The sequence below is a fragment of the Pseudomonas sp. genome, assembly GCF_050739935.1.
In the GTDB taxonomy this organism is placed as follows: Bacteria; Pseudomonadota; Gammaproteobacteria; order Pseudomonadales; family Pseudomonadaceae; genus Aquipseudomonas.
The window spans coordinates 49,359-75,747 of the sequence record NZ_JBOICF010000124.1 but is presented as its reverse complement, the minus strand read 5'-3'; the positions used below and the strand labels follow the sequence as shown (position 1 = coordinate 75,747).

The window sequence follows — 26,389 nt, the reverse complement described above, 5'->3', positions numbered from 1 at the left end:
TTGCCAAGCCGGCTCCTGCAATAGACCGCGGCTGTACGCCAAATCCCGGCACTCTGCAGAACTGGTAGAAGAGGTCGGAGGTTACGACGGCGTTGGCCGCATCCCGATTACCTTGTAGGAGCCGGCTTGCTGGCGAAGGCTGCGTATCAGTCAACCTGTCTGCAACTGACCCACCGCCTTCGCCAGCAAGCTGGCTCCTGCAAGGTAGTATGTTTAGGTCACCTATTTGTGCTGCTCTAGATACGCAATCACCACGCTCTTGATCACAAAAGCCAAAACCCCCAGTCCCAGTACTCCGAACAGAATCATCGTGCCAAACCGTCCGGCCTGGGATTTATTGTAGGAGCCGGCTTGCTGGCGAAGGCACTGTGTCAGACACGCAAATATCAACTGCCCGCCACGTCGCCAGCAGGCCGGCTCTTGGACCACGGTGATAACCCGGTATTGCGACAGAGCCAAGACCTTTGGGAGCGAATTCATTCGCGAGACGTCGGCATGGACGACGCATTTGTGCCGAATGTACCCGCGTCTCGCGAATGAATTCGCTCCCACAGGGGATCATGCATCAGTCGACCTTCATGTGTCTGATCCACCGGTTTGCCAAGCCGGCTCCTGCAATAGACCGCGGCTGTACGCCAAATCCCGGCACTCTGCAGAACTGGTAGAAGAGGTCGGAGGTTACGACGGCGTTGGCCGCATCCCGATTACCTTGTAGGAGCCAGCAAGCCGGCTCCTGCAAGGTAGTGTGTTTAGGTCGCCTATTTGTGCTGCTCAAGATACGCAATCACCACTGTCTTGATCACAAAAGCCAAAACCCCTAGCCCCAGTACCCCGAACAGAATCATCGTGCCAAATCGTCCGGCCTTGGATTTCTTCGCCAGGTCCCAGACGATGAACCCCATGAAACCGATCAACACAGTCACCAGAATGGTCATCATCCATTCTTCGAATGCCTCGGGCTCCATGCTCATCTCCTGTAAATCGGCGGGTTTGCCAGTGTAGAACGCTGTGGTGATGTCAGCTGCGCAGGTGAACCAGCGGTAGTTCGGTGCTGGCCAGTACCTGATTGAGCACGAAGCTCGAGCGCACGCTGGTGACGCCATCGATACGGGTCAGGTGGCCGAGCAGGAATTTCTGATAGTGGTCCATGTCCGGCACCACGACTTTCAGTTGATAGTCGGCATCGACCCCCGTGACCAAGCTGCATTCGAGAACCTGTGGCAGGTTGCGGATCTGCTGCTCGAAGTTCTCGAAGCGATCGGGCGTGTGCCGGTCCATGCCGATCAGCACATATGCCGTCAGGCTCAGCCCCAGCTTCTTGCGATCCAGCAGCGCGACCTGGCGAACGATATAGCCGTCATCTTCCAGCTGTTTGACCCGCCGCGAGCAAGGCGATGGCGACAGCCCGATACGCTCGGCCAGTTCCTGATTGGAAATGCGCGCGTCACGTTGCAGTTCGGCCAAAATACTCAGGTCATATCTATCGAGCTTGCTCACGACTGGTACCTTTATTAGATCGATTGCGCCGAATTATTCATCCCAAGGGAAAAATTGCGCAAGTGGTGTTTTCATCAGCAATATTCGCAATCCTGTGTCGCGCGCCCGAGCCTATTCTTTTAACCAGAATCACTGCCCGGACATAGCGTCCAGCGCGGCCCGCCGAATCAGGCCAGCCGCGGTCTCCAGCCCGACAGGGTTGACCAGGCCACCGGGCTACGCAATGTCCAGAAGACGATGCGAGGTGAGCCGGCGTCAAAAGCGTCGAGCCAGGACGAAGTATTCGAGAGAGGGCCAACGAGCCCTCTTTTTTTGTGCCTGCGATTTTTTTCGCGCATTTGCGCAAGCCGCGCGCGCTCCTGTAGCAGGGCTTAAAAGATGGAGGCCATGACGGTTTCGCGACATGACCCTCGCTGATAGAGTGCGGCGAACGGCGCATCCGGAACGCAGTCCTATCAACAGGTATCCGCGCCGCAGTGAGGAAAGCATGAGAACGCGCATCTGGCGTATGGCAGGTGTCAGTCTTCTGGCCTTGAGCATCAGTGCTCAGGTGTTGGCCGACGATAACAATCGACAACAACAGCAACAGCAACAGCACAATGAGCAACGCCAGCAACAGCAGCGTGGCTTCGAACTGCAGCGCCAGCAACAACAGAACCAGCAACGCAGCTTCAATCAGGATCAGCAACGCAATCAGCAGCAGCGTCAGCAACAACAACAGCAATATCAGCAGCAGCGCCAACAGGAACAACTCAACCAGCAGCGCCAGATCCAGCAGAATCAGCAACATCGGGCCGATCAGCAGCGCCAGCAGCAGGAGCGCGAGCGTAATCAGCTTCAGCAACAACAACGCCAGCAGCAACAGCAACAGCAACAGCAACAGCAACAACAACAACAACTGCAGCAGCGTCAGTTGCAGGATCGCCAGAGCAATCTGCCGATCCAGCGCCGCCCCGACACAGTGGTCCAGACCCAAGAACCGCGTCAGGGTTTCTATCGCGATCAGCCCCGTGACAACAACCCATGGCGTGGTGGCGATCATCGCCCGGATAACGGTCGGCCGGGTGGTCATGGCGATGGCTGGGGCGGTGGGCCACGTTACCGTCCAGGCTACGAAATCGATCGCATGCCTGGCGGCTATTCCCGCGTGCCTTATCACGGCAACGATTATTTCTATTCAGGCGGCTACTGGTATCGCCCGCAAGGCCCGCGCTATGTGGTCGTCGCCCCGCCGCGTGGAGTACGCGTGCGTTATCTGCCGGATTACGCGCAGCAGGTCTGGCTGGGTAGCGCACTTTTCTTCCTCGCGGCTGGCACCTATTACACCTACGAGCAGAGCACCCAGGAATACGTCGTGGCCGAACCTCCACAGGGAGTAGAACCGGTGTATTCGCCGCAGCAGATCCAGGAGCCCGCCGATCCTTACGACGTGATTGCGTACCCAGCCAACGGCCAGACGCAGCAGCAGGTCGAACAGGATCGTTACGACTGCTATCGCTATGCCGTGCAGCAGAGCAACTTCGATCCAGCGGCCGCGACCTACCAGCCTGCGCCTGAAGTGGTAGTGATTTATCGTCAGGCCATGGCCGGGTGTTATGCGGGGCGGGGGTATAGCGTTCAGCAGTGAAGATCGAGCAACCGATGATGCCTATCTGTGGGAGCGAATTTATTCGCGAAAGAGGTAACCGGCGACACTAACCTGTCGGATGTGCTGGCCTCTCGCGAATGAATTCGCTCCCACAGGAGAACTCATCGACCTTGAATCAATCGTTCGTCAGGCTCAATTCAACACCGATCCGTCAACCCGCTGCATCACTTCCTGAGGGTCGGCGTGTACCAGCACTTCGGCCTTGGGATATTCAGCGATGATCGCCCGCTCGACCTGCTCGCACAGATCGTGTGCGACCGACAGCGTCAGCGCGCCGGGCAGCTCCAGATGCAGTTGCACGAACCAGTGATTGCCCGAGATGCGCGTGCGCAGGTCATGGGCGCCGAGTACGCCGGGTACGTTCTGCGCCAGTTCCAGCATGCGAGCGCTGACACCGGGCTCAAGCTCGGCATCCATCAACACCGATACCGTTTCCCGCGCAATCGAAATCGCGCTCCAGAGAATGTAGAACGCAATCGCCAGACCGAAATATGCGTCCAGCTGTTCATACCCGTAATACGCCAACCCCAGCGCCACCATGATGCTGACATTGAGCAGCAGGTCGGAACGGTAGTGCAGCGAGTCAGCGCGAATCGCCGCCGAACCGGTTTCTTTCACTACCTTATGCTGCAACGTCAGGAGCGCGACGGTCAGGCCAATCGACAGCAGCATCACCAGCAGGCCCAGCCCCGGAGCGCCCAAGGGCTGCGGATGCTGGATGCGTTCAATGGCCTGATAGCCGATCAGAAATGCACTGACCGCGATGAACAACGACTGAGCCATGCCTGACAACGCCTCAGCCTTGCCGTGGCCGTACCGGTGATCTTCATCGGCAGGGCGCAGCGCGTAATGCACCGCCAGCAGATTGAGGAACGACGCCGCGCCATCGAGCAGCGAATCGGTCAGACCCGCCAGCAGACTGACCGAGCCGCTCAACCACCAGGCCACGGCCTTGGCGATGATCAGAGTACTGGCGACGGCCAGCGATGCCCGCGTCGCCAGACGCAATAACCGGGCATGTTCAGGGCTGCTGCTCATGGCGCTTCCTTCAATCAGAACATCGAAACATCAAGCGGATGGCACCAGGCCCAGCGAAGCCAGCTGCTGTGCGCTGCCTTTGTGCTGAATCAGACGTGGATCGTCCAGCGGCAGAGTGCGCCCCAGCTCAATCTGAATAATGGCTTGCAACTTGGCGTTATCCACAGTGCCGTCAGCCTTCACGGCAGGTTGCAGCTTCTGCGGGTCGATCTGTGCCTGCTTGCCGGAAGGCAGATAGATCGCACCGGTGGCGAAGTCGACAGCGAAGGCGATCACGCCGGGGATGATATAGAACAGCAGGCCGACGGCGTCGAGCACTACGATCGCCGGGTCCATCCGGCCACTGCCCTGGATCTGACCACGACGTTCAGGATAGAAAATACTGCCGCAGGCAGTCAGCTGGGCCAACAGGCTGACGACCAGAGCACTGCCGATCAAACGGGAAGGAATACGCATGGAAATCTCCTCAGAGGAAGTCGCAACTATACAAGGCAAATGCCTAATCAATAAGACTATCCAACGACATCGGCGGTTCTGTGTCGTGGCGAACAAAGGTGGAGCCGAGCCCGTATAATCGTCGGTCCGTTTTGGAGCCCTCATGATTTCTCTACCCATTGATGCCGTCCTGCCTGCGTTGCGCAAGGCCCTTGTCGATCGTGATGAAGCGGTGCTCGAAGCGCCTCCCGGTGCGGGCAAGACCACCCGGGTGCCGCTGGCGCTGTTGCACGAGTCGTGGCTGGCCGGGCAGAGCATTCTCATGCTCGAACCCAGGCGGTTGGCGGCGCGGGCTGCTGCCGAGCGGTTGGCTTCGGAGCTGGGCGAGAAGGTCGGGGAAACAGTCGGCTACCGGATCCGTCTGGAGAGCAAGGTCGGTCCTAATACCCGTATCGAAGTGGTCACCGAAGGGGTTCTCACCCGCCGCTTGCAGGAAGATCCGTCGCTGGAAGGCATCGGTTTGCTGATCTTCGATGAATACCATGAGCGCAGTCTCGATGCCGATCTGGCGCTGGCGTTGAGTCTCAACGGGCGGGCGCTGTTTCGGGACGAGCAGCCGCTGAAGATCCTGCTGATGTCGGCGACGCTGGAAGGCGAGCGGTTGTCGAGTCTGCTCAATGATGCGCCGGTGATCAGCAGTGAAGGGCGCATGTTCCCCGTGTCCATGCACTGGGGGCGGCCGTTTCAGCCGGGTGAGTTCATCGAACCGCGTGTGGTGCAGACGGTGCTCGATGCGTTGGGCAACGAGGCCGGAAGCCTGCTGGTGTTTCTGCCGGGGCAGGCGGAGATTCGTCGGGTCAACCAACAGCTGGCCGAGGCCTTGGGCGAACGCAGTGATGTGATGCTGTGTCCGCTGCATGGTGAGCTGGATTTGAGTGCCCAGCGCGCGGCCATCGAACCGGCGCCCGAGGACAAGCGTAAAGTGGTCCTGGCGACCAACATTGCCGAGACCAGCCTGACCATCAATGGTGTACGGGTGGTGATCGACGCCGGCTTGGCGCGGGTGCCGCGTTTCGATCCGGGCAGCGGCATGACGCGGCTCGACACTCAGCGCATTTCCCGCGCCAGCGCGACACAGCGCGCCGGTCGGGCAGGGCGTCTGGAGCCCGGCGTATGTTATCGCCTGTGGTCCGAAGCGCAGCATGACCAGCTTGCAGTTCATGGCACGGCAGAAATCCTGCAGGCCGACCTCGCGGGGCTGGCGTTGCAGCTGGCGCGGTGGGGCGTTGAGCCTGCGCAACTGGTCTGGCTGGACGCCCCGCCTGCTGCGGCTTACGCACAGGCGCAGGACCTGCTCGCTCGACTCGGTGCGCTAACCCGCAAGCCGGGCGAGGACTGGAAGCTCACGCCCCACGGGCAGGCGATGGCAGAAGTGCCCGCCCATCCGCGCATCGCCCATCTGCTGTTGCGCGGTCAGGAACTGGGGCTTGGCGCCCTCGCCTGTGATGTCGCGGCATTGCTGGGCGAGCGTGACATATTGCGCGGTGCGGGCGCCGATCTGCACAGTCGTCTGACGTTGTTGGCCGGAACCGAACGCGCAGCCCGTGGTGTTCAAGGCGGGGTCCAGCGAGCCAAACTGCTGGCCCGGCAATATCTCGGCTATCTGAGAGGATCATCGAAAACGCCGGTTGCCGATCCCGATCATCCACGCTGGCTCGGCGCCTTGCTGGCATTGGCGTACCCCGATCGTGTGGCCCAACAACGCAAGGCGGGTGGCGCCGAATATCGACTGGCCAACGGTCGCGCGGCATTGTTCGCCGAGGTGGATGCGCTGATGAAGGAATCGTGGCTGGTCGTGGCAGATCTGGGAAGCCGCCAGGGTCAGCGCGAAGAGCGCATTTACCTGGCAGCCGAGTTCGATCCCGCATTGTTCGATTCGGTGCTCGCCGAGCAGGTCACGAAGTTCGATCAACTGGATTGGGACGAGCGCGAGGGCGTGTTTCGCGCCGAACGTCAGCGTAAGGCGGGCGAGCTGATCATCAGTCGTGAGCCGCTCACCGGCCTGGATGACTCTGCTCGCAGTCAGGCGTTGCTGACGCTGGTGCGGCGCAAAGGGCTGGAGCTGCTGCCCTGGACGCCGGAGTTGCGGCAGTGGCAGGCGCGGGTCGGGCTGTTGCGTCACTTGGATCTGCAGAAGCAGGACAGGAGCGAATGGCCGGATGTCAGCAATGACGCTTTGTTGGCGGGGCTTGAACATTGGTTGATGCCATATCTGGGCAAGGTCACGCGGCTGAGTCACTTCGGCAATCTGGATCTGTCTTCAATCCTGCACAACCTGCTGCCCTGGCCGCTGCCGCAACGGCTGGATGAACAGGCGCCACATCACTTGAGCGTGCCGTCGGGGTCTTCGGTGCGTCTGGATTACAGCGAATACCCGCCGATTCTGGCGGTTCGTCTGCAGGAGCTGTTCGGCTTGTCCGATACGCCACGCATCGCGAACGGCAGGCAGATCGTCAAGCTGCATCTATTGTCTCCGGCGCGTCGACCGGTGCAGGTGACCCAGGATCTGGGCAATTTCTGGCGCAGCACCTACGCCGAGGTGAAAAAGGACTTGAAGGGGCGCTACCCGAAACACTACTGGCCGGATGACCCACTGATTGCAGAACCGACGGCGCGGGTAAAACCGAGAAAATAATCTTGGGTGGTGCTGCAGGACTGGAGCTTTTGAGTCTGGCCGCAGGCCGTAGGAAATGGCTCGCCTGCGATCTGGCGCGCAGCGGTAGCGCCTCCGATTGATGCGATGTGTCAGGTGTACCGTGTCGGCAAGATTTACGACTGCTGCGCAGCCGATCGCGAGCAAGCTTGCTCCTACGGCCTGCAGCCAGAATCAAAAGCACATTGGATCGTGGGAACCGTTATTGCGCGACACCCGGCAACAAAAACCGCCCAATCACCGGCAAATGATCTGAAATCAGCAACGTATCTTCCTGTCGAACCTGCGCATCGATCCGCTTCAACCTCGGGCTATAGAACAGATAATCCAGCGTGCGATCCGGGCCGTTTACTCGTGGGTCATTGGGAAAGCGGGTGTACCACTTGCGACGATCTTCACCATTGACGTCGTCATTGCTGGGAATCATCGGGTATTTTTCCCACAGAGCGTGCAGCTCGCTTTCAGAGGCGTATTGCTTACGTTGTTCGGTAGGCAGGCGCTCGTATTGGCCCTGAGGCAGCAGATTGAAATCGCCTCCGCTGATCCACGGCGTCCCGCTTTGCTCGAAGGCGTCCAGCAGTTGTGTCGTCGCCGCCACCTGACGCTGCAAGGTATCTTCGCCGGGACGAAAATTCCCCAAATGCGTGTTCACCACCGCCAGATGCCCACCGTCGCGCAGCGGCAGATAACTCACCAGCAACGCGCGTTTGGGCTCGAATTGGCGGCCGATTAGATTGCCATCCGGGGATGGCAGTTGCAGGCGCTCGGCTTTATCCAGCCGATAGCGACTCAACGTCGCCAGCTTGGTGCCGACGCTGCCGTAGATGTGCCGATCGGGTACAAAATCCGCCTTCCAGTAGAACGCTTCTGTGCTGCAGGGATAGAGGTCAGTCACCCGTTCCTGCAGTAGCGCCAGTTGATTGGTGTAGTCGGTGTTCTTGGCGCCGTCGTCCACTTCCTGCAACAGCACGATGTCCGGCTGCTCGTCGCGGATCACCCGCGCAACTTCATCGAGGTTATAGGCGATGTCTTCAGGAGTGGGGCGTTCGTCCGGCCCGCTGCCGTCGGCCATGTCGTACCAGAACACATAGCGCTTGCCCGCCAGGTACTGAATGTTCCAGGTCATGACTTTCAGCGCCTGACCGGGCACCAGAAGAGGCGGCGTGGCGTCCTTGGCTTTGCAGGTCAGCGGCATTGGTTCATGCCTGGCCGGATGCCAGGTGACGTCGTAAATCAGCCCGGCAGTCAGCGCGATCAGCAGTGCGAGAGCGATGAGGTAGCGCAGTGAACGATGCATCGGCGCTCCTCAAGCCGGTCGTGCAGGCTCGTCGATCAGCATGAACAGACGGAACATCACCACGCTGATGAACAGCTGCAGAAAACTGGAAATGCTGTCCACCGCCAGCGACAACACCGGACTTTGCTGATCGGGCAGCACGTAGTAGCTCAGGCCTTCGAGCACCGAGAGGGGAATGTAGACGAACAGCACGCACGTCAGGATTCGCACCAGATGCCCCTGGGTCATGCGAAAACTTTCGCGCATCGCGTCCAGCGGCCCCAGCCCCCGCAACACCAGCAGGTACTCGGAGAACACCAGCTTGATCATCACCCACACGCCAGGGACGATGAACAGCGACAGCCCGGCCATGATCAGCAAAGTGCTCAGAGCCGTCAGCACGGCGAATGTCGGCCACATGCGCAGGGTCGCAGCCAGCAGATCGCGTTTGGCGGGCATCTCGCCTCGGGTCTTGGCGCTCAGGAACAGAATCAGCGCGCCGGTGTAGAGCGGGTAAAACAGCAGGCCGACAAGAAGTTGCCAGCTCGCCGAGCCGTCCGGTCCCGATGCGCTGGCCAGCATTTGCTTGGTCAAGGCTTCGAGGATCACCAGCGGCAGGCACAGCGTAAGAATGCTGGCGAAATTGCGCCGGAAAAAGTACAGCGAGTCTTGGATGATCGTCAGCGGATTCATGAAAGGATCACAGGCAGAAGCAGGTCGACACTTTAACGTAGAGCCGTCTAGCGGGCCAATCGGATGCAGCGCGGCAGGCGTACCTAACTTTTTCTACATCCTATTGAAACGTCCTTGAAACGCCCCATTACTGTCCGTGTCTGACACCGGTCAGTCACAGAATTCCTACGGCAATCTAACGAGGTCGCCATGAACAGCGAAGAGCAAACCCTGATCGACGGCTTGTTTACCAAACTCAAGCAAGCGGAGACCGATTCGGCCCCTAGAGATGCGCAGGCCGAGGCGCTGATCAAGGAGCATCAGACCCGGCAACCCGCCGCGCCTTATTACATGGCGCAGGCGATCCTGGTTCAGGAGGTCGCGATCAAACAACTGGAAGCCCAGAGCCGCCAGCGCGACGAGCAGATTCAACAGTTGCAGGCCGAGCTTCAGCGCGTCAGGGCTCAGGCGCAGCCCTCTCAGCCACAAGGCGGTGGTGGGTTCCTGTCGAGCATCTTCGGCGGCGGCTCGCGCGAGCCACAGGCCCAGCAGCCAGCGTCGTCCTTTTCCCGTCCCGCCAGCCCGCAACCTTCCGCCGGTGGCTGGCGTGACAACGGGCCTGCCAGCCCACCGCCCTACAACTCGCCGCAGCAAGGCAACTATGCCCCGCCGCCACAGCAGGCGCCCGCAGCCCCGATCGGCAGCGGTTTTTTGGGCGGTGCGCTGAGAACCGCGGCCGGTGTGGCTGGTGGCGTGATGCTGGCCGAAGGCATCAGCAGCCTGTTCCACCACAACAGCCAGCCGCAGGAAATCGTCGAGATCATCGAGCAGCAACCGGCGCAGCCGTCGCAGCCTGCCAGCGACAGTGACTTCGGCAGCAACGGCGGCTGGGGCGATGATCAGCAGCGCGTGACCAGCAATGATGGCTGGGGCAATGATGCCGGTGGCTTTGCCGATACCGATTACGGCAGCGATGACAGCGGCATGTTTGGCGGCGATGATGACGATTCTTTCGTCTGACGCCGCCTAATCTGCCAGGCGCTTGATGCGGTGATAGATTCGCCGGGCGCTTGGCCCGGTAGCACGGCTTGCCAGCGTTGGCGTTCTTCCAGGCATCGCCTGACTCTGTAGGAGCGGGCTTGCTGGCGAATGCAGTATCTCGGTCAAATTTACAGTGCCTGACACAGCCGGTTCGCCAGCAAGCCGGCTCCTACAAGTACGTGGCGCTTGTATGAGCCGGCAAGCCGTGCTGCCATAGATAGCTGATGTCCGGCGAATGGCGTACCGCTGCACAAATCCAACGCTTCTCTTCAATCCCCTCCCCAAACTGGCATACTGAGCGCCGGCCCGGTTTTCGGGCCATCGTCGCTTGTCAGCGCATCGAGGAGTCCTGGTGAGAAGAATCGCGGTGTTCGCCGACGTACAGAACCTGTATTACACCGTGCGTCAGGCTCATGGTTGTCACTTCAACTATGCCGCTTTGTGGGCAGACATCAGTCAGCGCGGGCAGATCGTCGAAGCGTACGCCTATGCCATCGACCGTGGCGACAGCAAACAGCAGCAGTTCCAGCAGATCCTGCGCAACCTCGGTTTCACCGTCAAACTCAAACCCTACATTCAGCGCAGCGATGGCTCGGCCAAGGGCGACTGGGACGTGGGCATCACCATAGACATCATGGATGTCGCGCCCAACGTCGATGAAGTCGTGCTGGCGTCGGGGGACGGCGATTTCGATCTGCTGCTCGAACGCATCATCAGCAAGCACGGTGTCGAGGCGGTAGCCTACGGCGTGCCGGGGCTGACGGCCAACTCCCTGATTCGCGCTGCCAGTCGGTACGTGCCGATCGAGGGCGGGTTGTTGCTCAAAAACTGAGATCCTTCTGAGTCAGTGCAACCTCTGCGGGAGTGAGTTTGCTCAAAGGCTGACCTCCAGAACCAGCTTCTGCTGTGGATGTACTGGCCCCTTCGTGAGCAAGCTCACTCCCGCAGAAAACTTTCATCGCTAAAGGTTTTTCCATGCACGAACGCATCGCCGTCATCGACTTCGAAACCACCGGCATCTCTCCAGGCAGCGGCTGCCGCGCTACCGAAATTGCCGTGGTGATCATGGAGCAGGGCGTTATCGTCGAGCGATATCAGAGCCTGATGAATGCAGGAGTACGCATTCCATCGTTCATCGAATCGCTGACTGGCATCAGCAACAGCATGCTTCGAACCGCGCCGCCGGCCGAGCGGGTGATGAACGAAGTCGCAGAGTTCGTCGGTTTGACTCCACTGGTGGCGCATAACGCGTCTTTCGACCAGAAGTTCTGGGATTACGAGTTGTCCCGCATCAAACGTAATCGCGAGCAGAGTTTCGCCTGTTCGATGCTGCTGGCGCGACGCCTGATGCCCAGTGCACCGAATCACAAGCTCGGCACACTGACTTCCTGGGCAGGGCTGCCGCATACGGGCAAGGCTCACCGGGCGATGGCCGACGCCGAAATGGCCGCCAACCTCACGGTGCATTTGAGCCATGAGTTGCGCAACACCCATGGTATTCCCGGTGTTTCCCACCAATTGCTCTGCACATTGCAGAAGGTCCCAGCGAAGAAAATCGCCGAGGCCATCAGCAAGCATCGCGGGATTTGAAACGCTATCTGGCTCGTCGCAAAAAGTGTACGGGTCGAATAATCCTCAGTTGTTACTAATCCTGTCGCCCCGGCTTTCCTAAAATAGCGCTCCAAAATCTGGTTGCCGACCCCACCACGGGACCAACCGCAAAACAAAAGTCGAGCCTGTCATGCCTGCTTCTCGCCGCTTTCCCTTGCTGCTCATCGGAGCCTTTTTCGCGCTTTACGTGATCTGGGGTTCGACTTACCTGGCTATTCGCATCGGAGTAGAAACCTGGCCGCCGCTGATGATGGCGGGCGTTCGCTTCACCATCGCCGGGGCGATTCTGTTCGCGTTCATGCGTTTTCGCGGGGCGCCCATGCCCAGCTGGAAGCAATGGAAAGCGGCGGGAATGATCGGTTTTCTGCTGTTGGCCTGTGGTAACGGGGCAGTGACCCTGGCCGAACATGCAGGCGTTGCCTCAGGTGTCGCTGCGCTGGCGGTGGCGGTGGTCCCGCTGTTCACTCTGCTGTTCGGGCTGATCTGGGGGCATCGCAACACTCGCCTGGAATGGGCGGGGATCGTGCTCGGTCTGATCGGCATTGCGCTGCTCAATCTGGGGTCGAACCTGCAGGCCAGCCCTTTGGGCGCGGCAATGGTGATATTTGCCGCCGCAGCCTGGGCCTTCGGCTCGGTATGGAGCCGCTATCTGCCGTTGCCTGCCGGACCCATGGCCAGCGCCTGCGAAATGCTGGTGGCCGGGACGATGATGCTGATCGGCAGTTATGTCAGTGGCGAGCGCATGACACACTCGCCGGGTCTTTCCGGCTGGCTGGTCATGGCCTATCTGGTGGTGTTCGGCTCCATCGTCGCGTTCAGCTCCTATATGTACCTGCTGAAAAACGTGCGACCCGCAGCTGCCACCAGCTATGCCTACGTCAACCCCGCGGTGGCGGTGATGCTGGGCGTGCTCTTCGCCGGTGAACACATTGGCTCGGCGGAAGCAGCGGCGATGGCGGTGATCATCAGCGCGGTGGTGCTGATCGGCCTGCCGCAGTGGCGCAAGCAGAAACCGGTGCAGAAAGGGTAAACTGCGCGCCATTGGCTATCCACAGCCCTTATGCGCAGACCCTTTTTCAACGGTATTCCCATGACATTCGCCTCTCTCGGCCTGATCGAACCCCTGCTGCGTGCCCTCGAAGCGCTCGGCTACCAGACGCCAACCCCCGTTCAGGCCAAAGCGATCCCGCCTGTGCTGGAGGGCCGCGATCTGATGGCCGCCGCCCAGACCGGCACCGGCAAGACCGCAGGTTTCGCCTTGCCACTGCTGCAACGCCTGACCATGGAAGGCCCGAAAGTCGCCGCCAACTCGGTGCGCGCGCTGGTGCTGGTGCCGACCCGCGAGCTGGCCGAACAGGTTCATGAAGCGATTCGCCAATACGCCGAACACTTGCCGCTGAGCACCTACGCGGTCTATGGCGGCGTCAGCATCAACCCGCAAATGATGAAACTGCGCCGTGGCGTCGACGTGCTGGTGGCAACGCCGGGCCGGCTGCTCGATCTGCATCGTCAGAACGCGGTGAAATTTTCCCAGCTCCAGACGTTGATCCTCGACGAAGCCGATCGCATGCTCGACCTGGGTTTCTCCGAAGAGCTGCGCGACATTTATGCTGCACTGCCTAAACGTCGTCAGACCTTGCTGTTCTCCGCGACCTTCTCTGACTCGATCCGCGCGCTGGCCGGGCAGATGCTCGACAACCCGCTGAGCATTGAAGTTAGCCCGCGCAACGTCGCGGCGTCGTCGGTCAAGCAGTGGGTGGTGACGGTAGACAAGAAGCGTAAAAGCGAATTGTTCATCCACCTGCTAAAAAAGCAGCGCTGGAGCCAGGTATTGGTCTTCGCCAAAACCCGCGTGGGTGTCGATCAATTGGTGGATCGCCTGCAGGGCTTGAGCATCAACGCCGACGGCATCCATGGCGACAAGCCACAGGCGACTCGCCAACGTGCGCTGGATCGTTTCAAGGCCGGCGAGGTTCAGATCCTCGTCGCCACTGATGTCGCAGCTCGCGGGCTGGACATCGACGACCTGCCCACCGTGGTCAATCTCGACCTGCCGATTGTCGCTGAAGACTACGTGCACCGAATCGGTCGCACCGGTCGCGCCGGGCAAACCGGTGAAGCAATTTCGCTGGTGTGCGCCGACGAAGTTGAACTGCTCAGCGCCATTGAAGTGCTGACACGCCAGACCCTTCAGCGCAAGGAAGAACCGGATTTCATCCCCGAACACCGCGTACCCGCCACTGATGCCAGCGGCCAGATTCTCAAAAAACCGAAAAAGCCAAAGAAACCGAAAACCGGCGGCGGTGCAAAGCGCAATCTGGGCAAGTGGGTGGACAGCGGCGAGGCGGTGGTCGAAGCGCCGGCGGCGAAGCCTGTGAGAAAAGTACCTGCGTTCAATACTGGGCCGAGGAAGCGCAAGCCTTGACCGCCACCTGAGCGCACGCAAAACCCCGTGGGAGCGAATTCATTCGCGAGACGTCGGTATAAACGATGGTGATTCATCGGCTGACACACCGCATCCCTAGTGAACCCACTCCCACCGTTTCGGCTTGCGCTCGACCTGAACTCTGAGGTTGTTTTTCAGTTCAATCACTCAACGCTTGTTCAAAATGTCCCGATAAAGCGTCGCGTACGACCGCACCATCTTCTCCGCCGTGAACACCGCTTCGTAACGCTCGGCCGCTTTTGCGCCCAACCGGCTGGCCAGATCCCGGTCATTCCATAGCGTCGCCATCGCCGTTGCCAGCGCATTCGAGTCGCGAGGCGGCACGACCAAACCGGTTTCGTCAGCGATATTGATGAAAGTCGTCCCGCTGCCCATTTCGCAGGAAATCATCGGTTTGCCGTACATGGCACCTTCCAGCAGCGAAATGCCGAAAGATTCCGAACGCAGGTGAGACGGGAACACGAAAGCCTCGCAGAGCGTAAGCAGCGCATTTTTGTCCTCGTCGCCCAGGCCGCCAAGGAACGTCACGTTGTTCAGCCCCAGCGCCTTGGCCTTGGCCTTCAGTTGAAGCTCGTCATGCCCGCCGCCCATGATCACCACCGGCAACTTCGTCAGGTGTGCGGCTTCGAGCAGAAAATCCAGACCCTTGTAATAGCGCAGGGCGCCGACGAATAGAAAGAAACGTTCGCCCAACTGCTGCTTCCAGTGCGCCAGCCTCGACGGCGACGGGGCAGGGTAGGTTGTCCGGTCGAGCCCGTAAGGAATGATCTCGACCTTGTCCTTGAAGCGTGTCAGCACTTCACTGCTGGCCGCATAGTTAGGGGACGACGCCACGATCCGGTCGACGCTGCCGAGAAAATGGTTCATCAGCGGTGTGTAAAGCTTGAGCAGGGTTTTCTGTTTGACGATGTCCGAGTGATAGCTCACCAGCGACGGCTTTTTCAGCCGAGTCGCAAAATGCGCCACGTCCATGTACGGCCACGGAAAGTGGTAGTGCACGATATCGGCCTGGGCGGCGAGCTGCTTGAAATCACGAATACCAGACAGCGACAGGCCGGTAGACGCCATGTACAGGTCTTGCCTGGAGCGGTGAGTAATGTGATTGCCCACCGTCTGGTTCCGCGCCGAGCCATTGGCGCTCAGGTACAGCACCTGCGGCTCGATACCATAATTCGCGCTGCCTTGTGCCAACTGAAAGATGACCTGCTCGATACCGCCACCCGGCGTTTCCGGGAAGTAGGTCTTGAAGAAATGTAGAACTTTAATCATTGCTGTCCCGAACGTACGAATACGGGTGCTTGGCGAATGTCTTGCGCAGAATCTGGCATCGAAAGATGCATCTCACCGATCGTGAATGAATGGCTGCGACTGCTTTGGGTGTTGCCGGTTGCGCTCGCCATGAACAAGCAACCGGCTGAACCTCCAATGGGTCCTCTGGACGTAGCGGGTCAGTTGGCCCGACCGTAGACGTCTTCGAAACGCACGATATCGTCTTCGCCCAAATAGTCGCCGCTCTGTACTTCGATCAGCACCAGATCGATGACTCCCGGGTTGCTCAGGCGATGCTTATGCCCGGCGCGGATAAACGTCGATTCGTTGGTGTTGAGCATCAGTTCCTGACCGTCGTTGACGATCACCGCCATGCCGCTGACCACGATCCAGTGCTCGCTGCGGTGGTGATGCATCTGCAACGACAGCGACGCTTTTGGCTTGACCACGATGCGTTTGATCTTGAAGCGCTCGCCGTTTTCCAGCGTGGTGTAGGTGCCCCACGGGCGATGTACTGTGCGATGCAGCAGGTGCAACGTGTGGCCGGATTTTTTGAGCTGGCCGACGATATTTTTGACGTCCTGCGCATGATCCTTGTGCGCGATCATCAGTGCATCGGGAGTATCGATCACCAGCAGGTCTTCGACGCCGACCAGAGCGGTCAGGCGATCTTCGCTGTTGACGTAGTTGTTTTTCGCGCCGTGGGAGAGAACCTCGCCCTGGAAGCGGTTGCCATTTTCGTCCTCAGGCGTCAGTTCGCTGACCGCATTCCACGACCCGATGTCGCTCCAGCCAATATCGCAGGCGACGGTCACGACTTGGTCGGAGCGTTCCATCAGCGCGTAGTCGATGGAAATATCAGGAACATCGCCAAAGGACGCCTGTTCCAGTGCCAGGCAGCGATAGCGGTCGGCGTGAGTCGGGCGCGAGCGTTCCATGGCGACTGCAACGGCGCTCAGGACGTCTGGCGCATGTTTGGCAAACTCTTCGATGACGGTTCCGACCTTGAAGCAGAACATGCCGGAGTTCCAGAGATAGTTGCCCGCAGCCAGGTACGATTCGGCGGTTGTCAGATCCGGCTTCTCGACGAAGCGCGCGACCTGCAGGCCGCCGCTGGAATCGATCAGGCCGCCTGCTTCGATATAGCCGAAGCCGGTTTCCGGGTATTGAGGTTTGATACCGAAGGTGACCAGAAAGCCTTTTTCAGAGAGCTGCACAGCCTTAGTAACCGCTTGCGCAAAGGCCGCCTCGTTCTGAATCAGGTGATCGGCGGCGAGCACCAGCATGTGGGCGTCCGAGCCGTGCGCCTCTTTGATCTGCAACGCAGCCATTGCGACGGCGGCTGCGGTGTTGCGGCCGAACGGCTCTAGAATGTAGCTCAGGGCAACACTGCTGGCGTTGACCGCCCGGTACTCGTCCTCAGTCTTGAAGAGAAGCTCACGGTTGGTGACGGTAAGCACTTCCGAGACGCCTTCCAGCGCAGCTGCGCGCAGAAAGGTTTTCTGAATAAGGTTCTGCCCGTCCGGCAGCGTCATGAATGGCTTGGGATGGGCCTCGCGAGAAACGGGCCACAACCGGCTTCCTACGCCACCAGACAAAATGACGGGTATCAATCCCATTTTTTCAAGTCCTTAAAATGCCATCAGGTGGCAATCTGAAATTACGCCAATCTAGCGAGCCGGCGGCACCCCGTCCATCAGGCTTCAATTTATTTACCTGCCGTTCAATCTAAGCGTTTACGCCCGTTTTACGGGGTTCAGCCCAATTCTGAGGGGCTGCAAGAATAGCAGAGAAGTACCATGGAAGCTCCGTTTGGCGTGGCGGCGTACGAATACCTCCTACAATCTCGGAAGACTCTTCCCGCATGAGTCGTCTACCTTCGCAACCGGGCCCCTGGGCGTGCCCGCGGACTGTCCAAAATGCTTGTTGCCTTCGCAACTGCAGCATGGGTTTCCAGCATTGGTATCAGTTCATAGATTCGGGTCTTTTCGAATGCCGACGTGATCTCATCACGCCATTGTCTTTTCCCCCTCAACCCCGCACCATCACTTTCCGGTTATCCGTTTGCCCGATGGATTAAACGAATTGGCAGCACGTTCAGCTCACAAGCGCTCAGGGTTAAGGTTGCTTCTGGCGCTTGCACTGGCGTGCACGGCGTGCGCGGGCTATCTGAGTGCGGATTGGGATTTCTCGTTGATCAGCCATCGGGCCGAGGCGTTGTATGGGCCGCTCGGGCCGGGGAAGCCACGGGTCGACGCCTGGCAGCATCTGTTGGCCACTGAGAAACAGGCCAGCGAGATGGATAAGCTGACGGTGGTGAACCAATTCTTCAACAAACAGATGCGTTACACGGAAGACGTCGACCTGTGGCATGAGGTCGATTATTGGGCGACGCCGATCGAATCGTTGTGGAAGGGCGCCGGCGATTGTGAAGACTACGCCATCGCCAAGTATTTCAGCCTGCGTCGACTGGGCGTTCCAAGCGAAAAACTGCTGATCACTTACGTCAAGGCGCTGCGCCTGAACCGCGCGCATATGGTCCTGACCTATTATCCGAGCCCGAACGCGATGCCCTTAGTGCTCGACAGCCTGATCGACGAGATCAAGCCCGCCAGCGAGCGACCGGACCTGTTGCCGGTCTATTCCTTCAATGCCCAAGGGCTGTGGCTGCCGGGCGCGCAGGGCAATAAGAAAGTGGGCGACACCAAGCGTCTGTCCCGTTGGCAGGATGTGTTGAAGAAAATGGCCGACGAAGGCTTCCCGACCGAGCCCGAGAATTAGGAGCACTGATGTCTCTGTTCAAACAGCTGTGGATTGCTATCTGTCTGTTTTTGGTGGTCGCGTTCGCCGGCAGCTTTGCCATCAGCCTGGAAAGTTCGCGGGCGCAGTACGTCAATCAACTGCGCTCCCACGCACAGGATGCCGCCACATCGCTGGCGTTGTCGTTGACCAATAACATCGACGATCCGGCGATGGTTGAGTTGATGGTCACGTCGATTTTCGACAGTGGTTATTACGGCAGCATTCGTGTGGTGGACCTGGGGAGCGATGGCGTGGTCGTCGAGCGCAGCGCCACGCCGGATAATCAAGGCGTGCCGCAGTGGTTCATCGATGCCATCGGATTGGAGCCGGCAGGGGGCGAGGCAATTGTCAGTCGCGGTTGGCAGCAGGCGGCGCGGGTTGAGGTGGTTAGCCATCCGATGTTCGCGCTGGCGAAGCTGTGGCAGAGCGCGTTGGGCAGCCTTGGCTGGCTGGTGTTGTGTGGCGTGGTGAGCGCGGTTCTCGGGGCGTTGCTGCTGCGTCGTCAGCTGAAGCCTCTGGATTACATGGTCGCGCAGTCTCAGGCCATAGGCCGTCGGGAGTTCCTGACCCTCCCGGAACTGCCGCGCACGCCAGAGCTGCGGCGAGTGGTTCAGGCCATGAACCAGATGGTCGAGAAGCTCAAGGCGCTGTTTAAGGAGAGCGCCGAGCGCAGCGAAAAACTCCGGATCGAGTCCTATCAGGACAGCCTGACCGGCCTGTTCAACCGGCGTTATTTCGACATGCAGCTCAAAGCTCACGTCAGCAATCAGGAAGAACATCTCCCAGGCCATCTGCTGCTGTTGCGTGTTCAGGACCTGGCTGGCCTGAACCTTCGTCTGGGAGGCAAACGCACAGACGCGTTGTTGATCGCGGTGGCGCAAGTGTTGCTCGGACAATGCGAAAAGTACCCGAAGGTCCGCAACCTCATCAGCCGCTCACGAGGTGGCGAATTCGCGGTACTGGCGCCTGGCATGGCCCGAGAAGAAGCCGTGGAGCTGGCCCACGATCTGGAGCAGGGCCTCAAAACGCTGAGCGCGTCGGGCGCTTCCGATGTGTCTCCGGTCGCTCACATGGGCATGGCCCCGTATACGCCGGGCGAAGCGCCGCTGACCCTGCTCGGCCTTGCGGACCAGGCACTGTCGCAGGCAGAAGCCCAGGGCGAGCAGTGGAGTTACGTTGAAAATGGCGAAGTCACCCGCGTCGCTGACGATCAACACACCTGGCGCCGTTTGCTTGATCAGGCACTGACCAACGGCGGCTTCCAGTTGTTTTTCCAGCCGGTGCTGATGGCTCGGGACACCACTCGGGTGCTGCATCACAAAGCGCTGTCGCGACTGGTCAATGACCAGGGGCAAGCCATTCCAGCGGGGCGATTCCTGCCGTGGATCGAGCGTTTCGGCTGGTCTAGCCGCCTTGACCTGCTGATGCTCCAGCTGGTGTTCCGACATCTCGACACCCACGGTCAGCCGCTGGCCTTGAACCTGTCGGCCGCCACCCTCAGGGACCCCGTGGTGTTGAATCAAGTGTTCGATACGTTGCGTCAGCATCCCAAGCTCGGCGGCAAACTGACCATCGAGATCGGCGAAGAGCAGCTGCCCGAGCAAGCGGTTCTCGAACAGCTGACCCGTCGTCTGCAGTCCGCCGGTTTCAATCTGGCCGTGCAACGCTTTGGCGGGCGCTTCAGCATGATCGGCAACCTCGCGCACCTGGGCCTTGCCTATCTGAAAATCGATGGCAGCTACATCCGCACCATCGACGAAGAAAGCCACAAACGCCTGTTCATCGAAGCCGTACAGCGCGCGGCCCACAGCATTGACCTGCCCTTGATCGCCGAAAGAGTCGAAACCGAGGGTGAGCGTCAGGTGATTGCCGAGATGGGGATCGAGGGGGTGCAGGGGCGGTTGTTTGGTGATCCGGTGCCGTGGCAATAACGCGGATATCGTCTAATCAGAAGGTGCCAAAATCCGATAATGGCAGTTATTCGGTGAAAATTTGGGCAAACCGTTTGTCGCATGCCTTTCTCTCTCAGCGAGAAGGCAACGTCAGACTCAATTAATGACCGGTTTTTTGACGATGCCGACAATTGGATCCGCTGGCGCCGCTGTCGAGCCCATTTCTACAGGGTCTGGACTGCAAGCCGGATTTGAGACTTTGCTCCAGTTGCGACGTAAAAAACCTAAAACCGTCAACGAAACGCCCTACAAACGGCGGGTCAAAGGCCTACAAACCTGACAACCTTTTCATTTATCACCCGTAGTGGCGATGGTACACTCCCGCGCTTTTCCCGATACCCACTCTGGCAGTATTCAAAATTATGCGCAGCACACATGAAAACAGCTTGCAGTCTGCTTTGAAGTCTTGCAGGAGCAGCTTCATATCGGTCGGCTTTTTTAGCTTGTTCGTCAATGCGCTGATGCTGGTTCCTACCTTTTATATGCTGCAGGTCTACGGTCGGGTCGTAACCAGCGGCAACCTGACAACGCTGGCCATGCTCACATTGATCATGACCATTCTGGTCGTGACCATGGGTTCGCTGGAGTGGATTCGCTCGCGGATCATGGTGCGTGTCAGCACCCGTCTCGACGTAATGCTCAGTCGCGATGTGTACAAAGCCAGCTTCAAACGCGCTTTGAGCACCGGCGGTATGGACGCTTCTGCTCAGTCGCTTAATGACCTCACCGGGCTGCGTCAGTTCATGACGGGCAACGGCCTGTTCGCTTTTTTCGATGCCCCGTGGCTGCCGATCTACGTCGCGGTGATGTTCATGTTTCACCCGTGGTACGGCTGGGTAGCCATCGCCAGTGCAATCGTTCTGCTGATTCTGGCGTTCCTCAACGAACGCTTCACCGGCAAGGCGTTGGGTCAGGCGAACAAGGAAAACATCGCCGCGACGCTCTATACCACCAAAAATCTGCGTAATGCCGAAGTCATCGAGTCGATGGGCATGCTCAACACGCTGATCGAGCGGTGGAGCCGTCGTCAGCGCAACGTGCTGCTGTTGCAATCCCATGCCAGCGACAAGGGCGGCATTATCAGTTCCATCTCCAAGACCTTCCGGATGCTGATTCAGTCCCTGATCCTGGGCCTGGGCGCATACCTGGCGGTCAACCACGAAATCAGCCCTGGACTGGTGATTGCCGGTTCCGTTCTGCTGGGACGTGCGCTGGCGCCGATCGATCTGATCATTGGTAGCTGGAAAGGATTCATTGCTGCGCGTTCGCAATACGACCGCCTGAACGACATCCTCGACAAGCAGAAAGCCGAGCCAGAGCGCATGTCGCTGCCGGTTCCGCAGGGCAACATTCTCGTCGACAACCTGATTGTCGGCGCACCGGGTTCGAAGACACCGATCATTCGCGGCATCAGCTTTGCCGTACCTGCCGGTGCAGTCGTTGGCATCATTGGCCCGAGCGCGTCGGGTAAGTCGACACTGGCCCGCGCCCTCATGGGCGTCTGGGCGCCGCAGCATGGCGTAGTTCGCCTCGATGGGGCCGATATCGCCAACTGGGACAAGCACGAATTGGGTCCGCATCTGGGCTACCTGCCTCAGGACATTGAATTGTTCGAAGGCAGCATCAGCGAAAACATCGCGCGTTTTGCCGACGTTGACCCTGAACTGGTGGTCAAGGCTGCCAAGACCGCAGGCGTTCACGAGATGATCCTGCAATTGCCCGAGGGCTACGACACTGTTATCGGCAGCGACGGCGTCAACCTCTCCGGCGGCCAGCGTCAGCGTGTCGGGCTGGCCCGTGCCATTTACGGTTCACCACGCCTGATTCTGCTCGACGAGCCGAACTCCAACCTCGACGAGGTCGGCGAGCGCGCTCTGGCGGCAGCCATTCTAGAGTTGAAGCAGACCGGTGCGACCATCTTCGTCATCACCCACCGCACCACGATTCTGTCTCAGCTCGACCGCCTGTTGGTCATGAGCGCTGGCGGCATCAGCATGTACGGCCCGCGCGATCAGGTGATGGAAGAGTTGAACAAGCAACAGATCGCCGCTCAACAAAAAGCCCAGGTTGGCACAGGCGCGACAGCTCGCGCCTGACAGGAAGATATCGATGACCCGCACGCTCAGTATTCAACCCGATAACTTCTCGGATTTACCTGTTTCGGACAACAAGACCCGTCGCCTGGGTTTCGGCATCTTGCTCGTGACCTTCGGCATTTTCGGCGGTTGGGCAGCATTCGCGCCGATTGACGGCGCGGTCTATGCGCCAGGTGTCGTCACCGTGCAGGCTTACCGCAAGACCGTTCAGCATCTGGAAGGCGGCATCGTTAAAGATGTGCTGGTGCACGACGGTGACATCGTCAAGAAAGGCGATCCTCTTATCGTGCTCGACGACGCGCAATTGCGCGCCGAATACGACATGAACCATAACCAGCTGATCGCTGCCAAGGCGATGGAAGCACGTCTGATCGCCGAACGCGACGATCTGCCAGCGATCAACTTTGGCTCCATGGCCGAAGCCGATACCCCGCGTGGCATCGAAGCGCGCACTGGCGAAACCCAGGTATTCAACGCTCGTCGCGGCGCGCGTCTGGGGCAGATTTCGGTATTGCAGGAACGCATCGGTCAGCTCAATCAGCAGATCAAAGGCACTGACGACATGATTGGTACCAAGACCAATCTTGAAGGCTCCTACACTGGCGAGATTGGTGATCTGCGTGCTCTGCTGGCTCAAGGCTTCGTCGACAAGCAGCGCATGCTTGAGCAGCAGCGCAAGCTGGACATGCTGAAGTCGGAAGTAGCGGACCATCGTTCGACCATTACCAAGACCCGTTTGCAGATCAACGAAACCCAATTGCAGATCCTGCAAATCAATAAGGACTTCAACTCCGACGTCGCCAAGCAGTTGGCCGAAGTCCAGACCAAGGCCTACGACCTGCAAGAGAAGACCGCTGCCTTGGCTGACCGTCTGACGCGCATCGTCATTCGCGCGCCCGATGACGGTATGGTCATCGGCATGACCGTTCACACCATCGGCGGTGTCGTGCGCCAGGCAACGCCGTTGTTGGATATCGTGCCTTCGGTTTCCGATTTGGTCGTCGAGTCGCAGGTTCCGCCGCAAGACATCAACCGGGTTGCCATCGGCAAATTCGCTGACATCCGCTTCAGCGCCTTTAACAGCGCTACCACACCAGTAATCGAAGGCGTGGTGACCAGCGTTTCTGCTGACCGCCTGACTAATGAGAAGACAGGCCAGCCATACTACCTGGCCCGAGTCAAAGTGACTGAGGCCGGTGCTCACAAGTTGGGCGATCGCAAACTGCTGGTGGGTATGCCTGCAGACGTTCTGGTGAAGACCGGCGAGCGCACCATGCTGCAATACCTGCTGCAGCCTGCGCGTAACGCTATCTCGCAATCGATGATCGAGGAGTAATTGTGCGTCTGTTTCCATGCCTGATGTTGGGAATGCTGGCGCTGCAAGTACAAGCCGCTGAGCCGAAAACCGCCGAACCATCGAAGCCCAAGCCGCCGGCGACCAGCGTCAGCGCGAAGAGCTATTCCGCTGACCTGATGCAGCTTTATCATGAATCGCGTCTGGAGGACCCTCGGGTCCTCGCTTCATATTCCCGCGCCCAATCGAGCAAGGAGCAGCAGCGCGAAGCCTTCGGCGGCTTGCTGCCACAGGTGAATATTTCTGCGGGAAAGAACCGCATTCACCAGGAAAACGTACAGATCGTTCAGTCCTACAGCAGCGAGAACTACGGCATCCAGCTCAGTCAGCACATTTACAACAAGGCTGCCTGGGAGAACTACGAAAAGTTCAAGAGCCTGGCCAATCAGGCAGGTGAAGAATCCAAGGAAGCCCAGGCCGAAGCGACAGTGGACCTGGCGCAGCGTTACTTCGCCGCTTTAGCGGCAGACGACGAGCTTGAACTGGTGCAGGCCGAACTGCGCGCGACCCAGAAAAACCTCGATCGGGTCAATGCGCTGTACGCTAAACAATTGGCGATGATTACCGACAAGCTGGATATCCAGGCGCGAGTCGATTCGCTTGCAGCCCAGGAAGTTGATGCCCGCAACCAAGTTCGGGTGACCCGCGCTGCCTTGTCGGAAATCATTGGCCGTCCGGTAACCGAACGTTTGAGTCGTGTTCGTGATGACGTCGAGTTGAAAGTCTCGGCTGAAAGCCTCGACAGTTGGGTTCAACTGGCGACGGTCAACAACCCTCAGCTTCTCGCCAGCCAACATGCCGTCGAAGCCGCTGAAGCCGCGTTGCGTGGGGGCAAGGGTGGGCACTATCCAACCGTCAGCCTTAACCTCAGCGCGCAAAACACCAACGAAGGCTATAACAACGCCCTGGCGCCAAGAACCGACAGCTATGTTGCCGGCGTCAATGTTCAGATTCCGATCTATAGTGGCGGCTCAACCTCCGCGCGCGTGCGTGGTCTTTATCAGGACCAGATCACCGCGGAGGAGCAAATGGAGGCCACTCGTCGGCAAGTGGTGAAAGAAACCACGAATGCTTACTTGACCGCGGATTCCAGTGTCGAAAAAATACGCGCCAATCGAAACGCCCTGAGCTCGGCCGAGCAATCCAGTATTGCGGCAGATAAAGCGTTTTCTTATGGGGTAGTGAATGCTGTGGATGTCCTGACCGCGACGCAGAACGAGTTCAAGGCTCGTCGCGACTTGCTCAAGACTCAATACGACTTCATCACGAACCTGTTCATCCTCAACCGTTGGGCTGGCAAACTTTCCGAGGAAAGTGTTGACAGCGTAAACGTGTGGTTGAGTAACAACAGTAAAACGGACTCTGTCCCACAGCGGAACATGAAGCAATGAATGCACCCAGCAAATCAGTGATCATCACGGGCATCACCGGACAGGATGGCGCTTATCTCACCCAGTTGCTTCTCGAAAAGGGCTACAAGGTCTACGGCACATATCGTCGTACCAGTTCGGTAAACTTTTGGCGCCTTGAAGAAGTAGGCGCGTTGAATCACCCCAACCTTGAGCTGGTCGAGCATGACCTGACCGACCTGGGCGCAAGTATTCGCCTGCTGCAGAAGGCCGAGCCTTCCGAGATCTACAACCTGGCGGCCCAGAGTTTCGTAGGTGTTTCGTTCGAGCAACCGGTGACCACCGCCGAAATCACCGGCATCGGCGCAGTCAACCTGTTGGAAGCCATCCGCATCGTCAATCCGAAGATTCGCTTTTACCAAGCGTCGACTTCCGAGATGTTCGGCAAGGTTCAGCAGGTTCCACAGACCGAAGCCACTGACTTCTATCCGCGCAGCCCTTACGGCGTCGCCAAGCTCTACGCCCACTGGATGACCATCAACTATCGCGAGTCCTACGGGATCTTCGGTTCCAGCGGCATCCTGTTCAATCACGAATCGCCACTGCGCGGTAAAGAGTTCGTCACTCGCAAGATCACCGACGCGGTCGCGCGCATCTCGCTGGGCCTGCAGGACGTGCTCGAACTGGGCAACATGGACGCCAAGCGCGACTGGGGTTTCGCCAAGGAGTACGTCGAAGGTATGTGGCGCATGCTGCAGGCCGATGAGCCGGACACCTTCGTTCTGGCCACCAACCGCACTGAAACCGTTCGTGATTTCGTGTCCATGGCATTCAAGGCCGTGAACATCGATCTGGAATGGAAAGGCAGCGCCGACAACGAACACGGTATCGACACCAACACCGGCAAGACCGTTATTCAGGTCAACCCGAAGTTCTACCGTCCGGCCGAAGTGGAACTGCTGATCGGCGACCCAGAAAAAGCCAAGCGCGTGCTCGGCTGGGAAGCCAGAACCACGCTGGAGCAGCTGTGTGATCTGATGGTCAAGAGCGACCTCGAGCGTGTGAAGACCGGCAAATCGTTCTGATTCGCCTGCGACGCAGCATGATCGACAGCGGATAACCGGGCTGTAATCCGGCTTTATATATAGAGGGGTCGCGTTTATACGCGGCCCTTTTTTATACCTGTAGGT

At 59.0% G+C, this 26,389-nt stretch carries 21 protein-coding genes and 1 pseudogene; 13 read left to right on the top strand and 9 right to left on the bottom strand.

Features of this window, described 5'->3' with window-relative positions; genetic code table 11:
• Positions 1-222 precede the first annotated feature (222 nt).
• From ACRER8_RS25040 to ACRER8_RS25030, 3 genes and pseudogenes are all read right to left on the bottom strand, one after another.
• Positions 223-336 (bottom strand): annotated as a pseudogene (locus tag ACRER8_RS25040) (DUF2788 domain-containing protein); the annotation flags it as partial.
• 422 nt (positions 337-758) lie between these two features.
• Entirely contained in the window at positions 759-965 is a 207-nt protein-coding gene (locus ACRER8_RS25035) for a DUF2788 domain-containing protein (protein WP_431748856.1), read from the bottom strand.
• A 52-nt stretch (positions 966-1,017) separates the two neighbouring features.
• A complete protein-coding gene (locus ACRER8_RS25030; protein ID WP_110947881.1) occupies positions 1,018-1,497 on the bottom strand; it encodes an Lrp/AsnC family transcriptional regulator in 480 nt (159 codons plus the stop codon).
• Positions 1,498-1,984: 487 nt separating this feature from the next.
• Between ACRER8_RS25030 and ACRER8_RS25025 the strand changes: the two genes are divergently transcribed.
• Complete coding sequence (locus tag ACRER8_RS25025) at positions 1,985-3,124, top strand: DUF6515 family protein (protein ID WP_431748855.1); 1,140 nt, start codon at positions 1,985-1,987, stop codon at positions 3,122-3,124.
• A 153-nt stretch (positions 3,125-3,277) separates the two neighbouring features.
• Here ACRER8_RS25025 and ACRER8_RS25020 read toward each other — a convergent pair whose 3' ends face one another.
• Together ACRER8_RS25020 and ACRER8_RS25015 are read right to left on the bottom strand one after the other, a co-directional pair.
• A complete protein-coding gene (locus ACRER8_RS25020; protein WP_431748854.1) occupies positions 3,278-4,183 on the bottom strand; it encodes a cation diffusion facilitator family transporter in 906 nt (301 codons plus the stop codon).
• A gap of 30 nt (positions 4,184-4,213) precedes the next feature.
• Positions 4,214-4,639 carry a polyribonucleotide nucleotidyltransferase gene (locus ACRER8_RS25015; RefSeq protein WP_431748853.1) on the bottom strand — a complete coding sequence of 142 codons (426 nt, stop codon included), beginning with the start codon at positions 4,637-4,639 and terminating at the stop codon, positions 4,214-4,216.
• 142 nt (positions 4,640-4,781) lie between these two features.
• Here ACRER8_RS25015 and hrpB point away from each other — a divergent pair, with 142 nt between their 5' ends.
• Entirely contained in the window at positions 4,782-7,313 is a 2,532-nt protein-coding gene (gene hrpB / locus ACRER8_RS25010) for an ATP-dependent helicase HrpB (protein WP_431748852.1), read from the top strand.
• A gap of 220 nt (positions 7,314-7,533) precedes the next feature.
• Here hrpB and ACRER8_RS25005 read toward each other — a convergent pair whose 3' ends face one another.
• Both ACRER8_RS25005 and ACRER8_RS25000 read right to left on the bottom strand, forming a co-directional pair.
• Positions 7,534-8,628 (bottom strand): endonuclease/exonuclease/phosphatase family protein, encoded by a 1,095-nt coding sequence (locus ACRER8_RS25005; protein WP_431748851.1) that lies wholly within the window; start codon positions 8,626-8,628, stop codon positions 7,534-7,536.
• A gap of 9 nt (positions 8,629-8,637) precedes the next feature.
• The gene (locus ACRER8_RS25000; protein ID WP_431748850.1) at positions 8,638-9,300 is read right to left on the bottom strand and encodes a YciC family protein; all 663 of its coding nucleotides are present in this window, start codon (positions 9,298-9,300) and stop codon (positions 8,638-8,640) included.
• Positions 9,301-9,489: 189 nt separating this feature from the next.
• On the opposite strand from ACRER8_RS25000, the gene ACRER8_RS24995 reads away from it, so the two are divergent.
• The 5 genes from ACRER8_RS24995 to ACRER8_RS24975 all read left to right on the top strand — a co-directional run bounded on the left by ACRER8_RS24995 (position 9,490) and on the right by ACRER8_RS24975 (position 14,356).
• Positions 9,490-10,299 carry a DUF2076 domain-containing protein gene (locus ACRER8_RS24995; protein ID WP_431748849.1) on the top strand — a complete coding sequence of 270 codons (810 nt, stop codon included), beginning with the start codon at positions 9,490-9,492 and terminating at the stop codon, positions 10,297-10,299.
• Between the two features lie 373 nt (positions 10,300-10,672).
• Positions 10,673-11,152, top strand: coding sequence for an NYN domain-containing protein (locus ACRER8_RS24990; protein WP_431748848.1), 480 nt, complete (start codon positions 10,673-10,675; stop codon positions 11,150-11,152).
• A gap of 143 nt (positions 11,153-11,295) precedes the next feature.
• On the top strand, positions 11,296-11,910 hold the full coding sequence (locus tag ACRER8_RS24985) for a 3'-5' exonuclease (RefSeq protein ID WP_431748847.1): 615 nt from the start codon (positions 11,296-11,298) through the stop codon (positions 11,908-11,910).
• Between the two features lie 151 nt (positions 11,911-12,061).
• Entirely contained in the window at positions 12,062-12,961 is a 900-nt protein-coding gene (yedA, locus tag ACRER8_RS24980; protein WP_431748846.1) for a drug/metabolite exporter YedA, read from the top strand.
• A 60-nt stretch (positions 12,962-13,021) separates the two neighbouring features.
• Positions 13,022-14,356, top strand: a complete 1,335-nt coding sequence (locus tag ACRER8_RS24975) for a DEAD/DEAH box helicase (RefSeq protein ID WP_431748845.1) — start codon at positions 13,022-13,024, stop codon at positions 14,354-14,356.
• 168 nt (positions 14,357-14,524) lie between these two features.
• Here ACRER8_RS24975 and ACRER8_RS24970 read toward each other — a convergent pair whose 3' ends face one another.
• On the bottom strand, positions 14,525-15,646 hold the full coding sequence (locus ACRER8_RS24970; RefSeq protein WP_431748844.1) for a glycosyltransferase family 4 protein: 1,122 nt from the start codon (positions 15,644-15,646) through the stop codon (positions 14,525-14,527).
• A 179-nt stretch (positions 15,647-15,825) separates the two neighbouring features.
• Positions 15,826-17,265: a mannose-1-phosphate guanylyltransferase/mannose-6-phosphate isomerase gene (locus ACRER8_RS24965; protein WP_431748843.1), complete on the bottom strand. Its 1,440-nt coding sequence runs from the start codon at positions 17,263-17,265 to the stop codon at positions 15,826-15,828.
• 466 nt (positions 17,266-17,731) lie between these two features.
• Here ACRER8_RS24965 and lapG point away from each other — a divergent pair, with 466 nt between their 5' ends.
• The 6 genes from lapG (at position 17,732) to gmd (ending at position 26,284) form a co-directional block, all read left to right on the top strand.
• The gene (gene lapG, locus ACRER8_RS24960) at positions 17,732-18,427 is read left to right on the top strand and encodes a cysteine protease LapG (protein ID WP_431748842.1); all 696 of its coding nucleotides are present in this window, start codon (positions 17,732-17,734) and stop codon (positions 18,425-18,427) included.
• A gap of 8 nt (positions 18,428-18,435) precedes the next feature.
• Positions 18,436-20,379: a cyclic di-GMP receptor LapD gene (gene lapD / locus ACRER8_RS24955; RefSeq protein WP_431748841.1), complete on the top strand. Its 1,944-nt coding sequence runs from the start codon at positions 18,436-18,438 to the stop codon at positions 20,377-20,379.
• Between the two features lie 383 nt (positions 20,380-20,762).
• Positions 20,763-22,496, top strand: coding sequence for a type I secretion system permease/ATPase (locus tag ACRER8_RS24950; protein WP_431748840.1), 1,734 nt, complete (start codon positions 20,763-20,765; stop codon positions 22,494-22,496).
• A gap of 13 nt (positions 22,497-22,509) precedes the next feature.
• Positions 22,510-23,832 carry an HlyD family type I secretion periplasmic adaptor subunit gene (locus tag ACRER8_RS24945; protein WP_431748839.1) on the top strand — a complete coding sequence of 441 codons (1,323 nt, stop codon included), beginning with the start codon at positions 22,510-22,512 and terminating at the stop codon, positions 23,830-23,832.
• Positions 23,833-23,864: 32 nt separating this feature from the next.
• A complete protein-coding gene (locus ACRER8_RS24940) occupies positions 23,865-25,241 on the top strand; it encodes a TolC family outer membrane protein (RefSeq protein WP_431748858.1) in 1,377 nt (458 codons plus the stop codon).
• A complete protein-coding gene (gmd, locus tag ACRER8_RS24935) occupies positions 25,238-26,284 on the top strand; it encodes a GDP-mannose 4,6-dehydratase (protein ID WP_431748838.1) in 1,047 nt (348 codons plus the stop codon). Before ACRER8_RS24940 ends, gmd begins: the two co-directional genes overlap by 4 nt.
• The last annotated feature ends 105 nt before the right edge of the window (positions 26,285-26,389 follow it).

Bases quoted from the DNA above. Each gene is read 5' to 3' on its own strand.
- ACRER8_RS25035 (WP_431748856.1), bottom strand. From the start codon at position 965: ATGGAGCCCGAGGCATTCGAAGAATGGATGATGACCATTCTGGTGACT.
- ACRER8_RS25025 (WP_431748855.1), top strand. From the start codon at position 1,985: ATGAGAACGCGCATCTGGCGTATGGCAGGTGTCAGTCTTCTGGCCTTG.
- ACRER8_RS25020 (WP_431748854.1), bottom strand. From the start codon at position 4,183: ATGAGCAGCAGCCCTGAACATGCCCGGTTATTGCGTCTGGCGACGCGG.
- ACRER8_RS25015 (WP_431748853.1), bottom strand. From the start codon at position 4,639: ATGCGTATTCCTTCCCGTTTGATCGGCAGTGCTCTGGTCGTCAGCCTG.
- hrpB (WP_431748852.1), top strand. From the start codon at position 4,782: ATGATTTCTCTACCCATTGATGCCGTCCTGCCTGCGTTGCGCAAGGCC.
- ACRER8_RS25005 (WP_431748851.1), bottom strand. From the start codon at position 8,628: ATGCATCGTTCACTGCGCTACCTCATCGCTCTCGCACTGCTGATCGCG.
- ACRER8_RS25000 (WP_431748850.1), bottom strand. From the start codon at position 9,300: ATGAATCCGCTGACGATCATCCAAGACTCGCTGTACTTTTTCCGGCGC.
- ACRER8_RS24995 (WP_431748849.1), top strand. From the start codon at position 9,490: ATGAACAGCGAAGAGCAAACCCTGATCGACGGCTTGTTTACCAAACTC.
- ACRER8_RS24985 (WP_431748847.1), top strand. From the start codon at position 11,296: ATGCACGAACGCATCGCCGTCATCGACTTCGAAACCACCGGCATCTCT.
- yedA (WP_431748846.1), top strand. From the start codon at position 12,062: ATGCCTGCTTCTCGCCGCTTTCCCTTGCTGCTCATCGGAGCCTTTTTC.
- ACRER8_RS24975 (WP_431748845.1), top strand. From the start codon at position 13,022: ATGACATTCGCCTCTCTCGGCCTGATCGAACCCCTGCTGCGTGCCCTC.
- ACRER8_RS24970 (WP_431748844.1), bottom strand. From the start codon at position 15,646: ATGATTAAAGTTCTACATTTCTTCAAGACCTACTTCCCGGAAACGCCG.
- ACRER8_RS24965 (WP_431748843.1), bottom strand. From the start codon at position 17,265: ATGGGATTGATACCCGTCATTTTGTCTGGTGGCGTAGGAAGCCGGTTG.
- lapD (WP_431748841.1), top strand. From the start codon at position 18,436: ATGTCTCTGTTCAAACAGCTGTGGATTGCTATCTGTCTGTTTTTGGTG.
- ACRER8_RS24950 (WP_431748840.1), top strand. From the start codon at position 20,763: ATGCGCAGCACACATGAAAACAGCTTGCAGTCTGCTTTGAAGTCTTGC.
- ACRER8_RS24945 (WP_431748839.1), top strand. From the start codon at position 22,510: ATGACCCGCACGCTCAGTATTCAACCCGATAACTTCTCGGATTTACCT.
- ACRER8_RS24940 (WP_431748858.1), top strand. From the start codon at position 23,865: ATGCTGGCGCTGCAAGTACAAGCCGCTGAGCCGAAAACCGCCGAACCA.
- gmd (WP_431748838.1), top strand. From the start codon at position 25,238: ATGAATGCACCCAGCAAATCAGTGATCATCACGGGCATCACCGGACAG.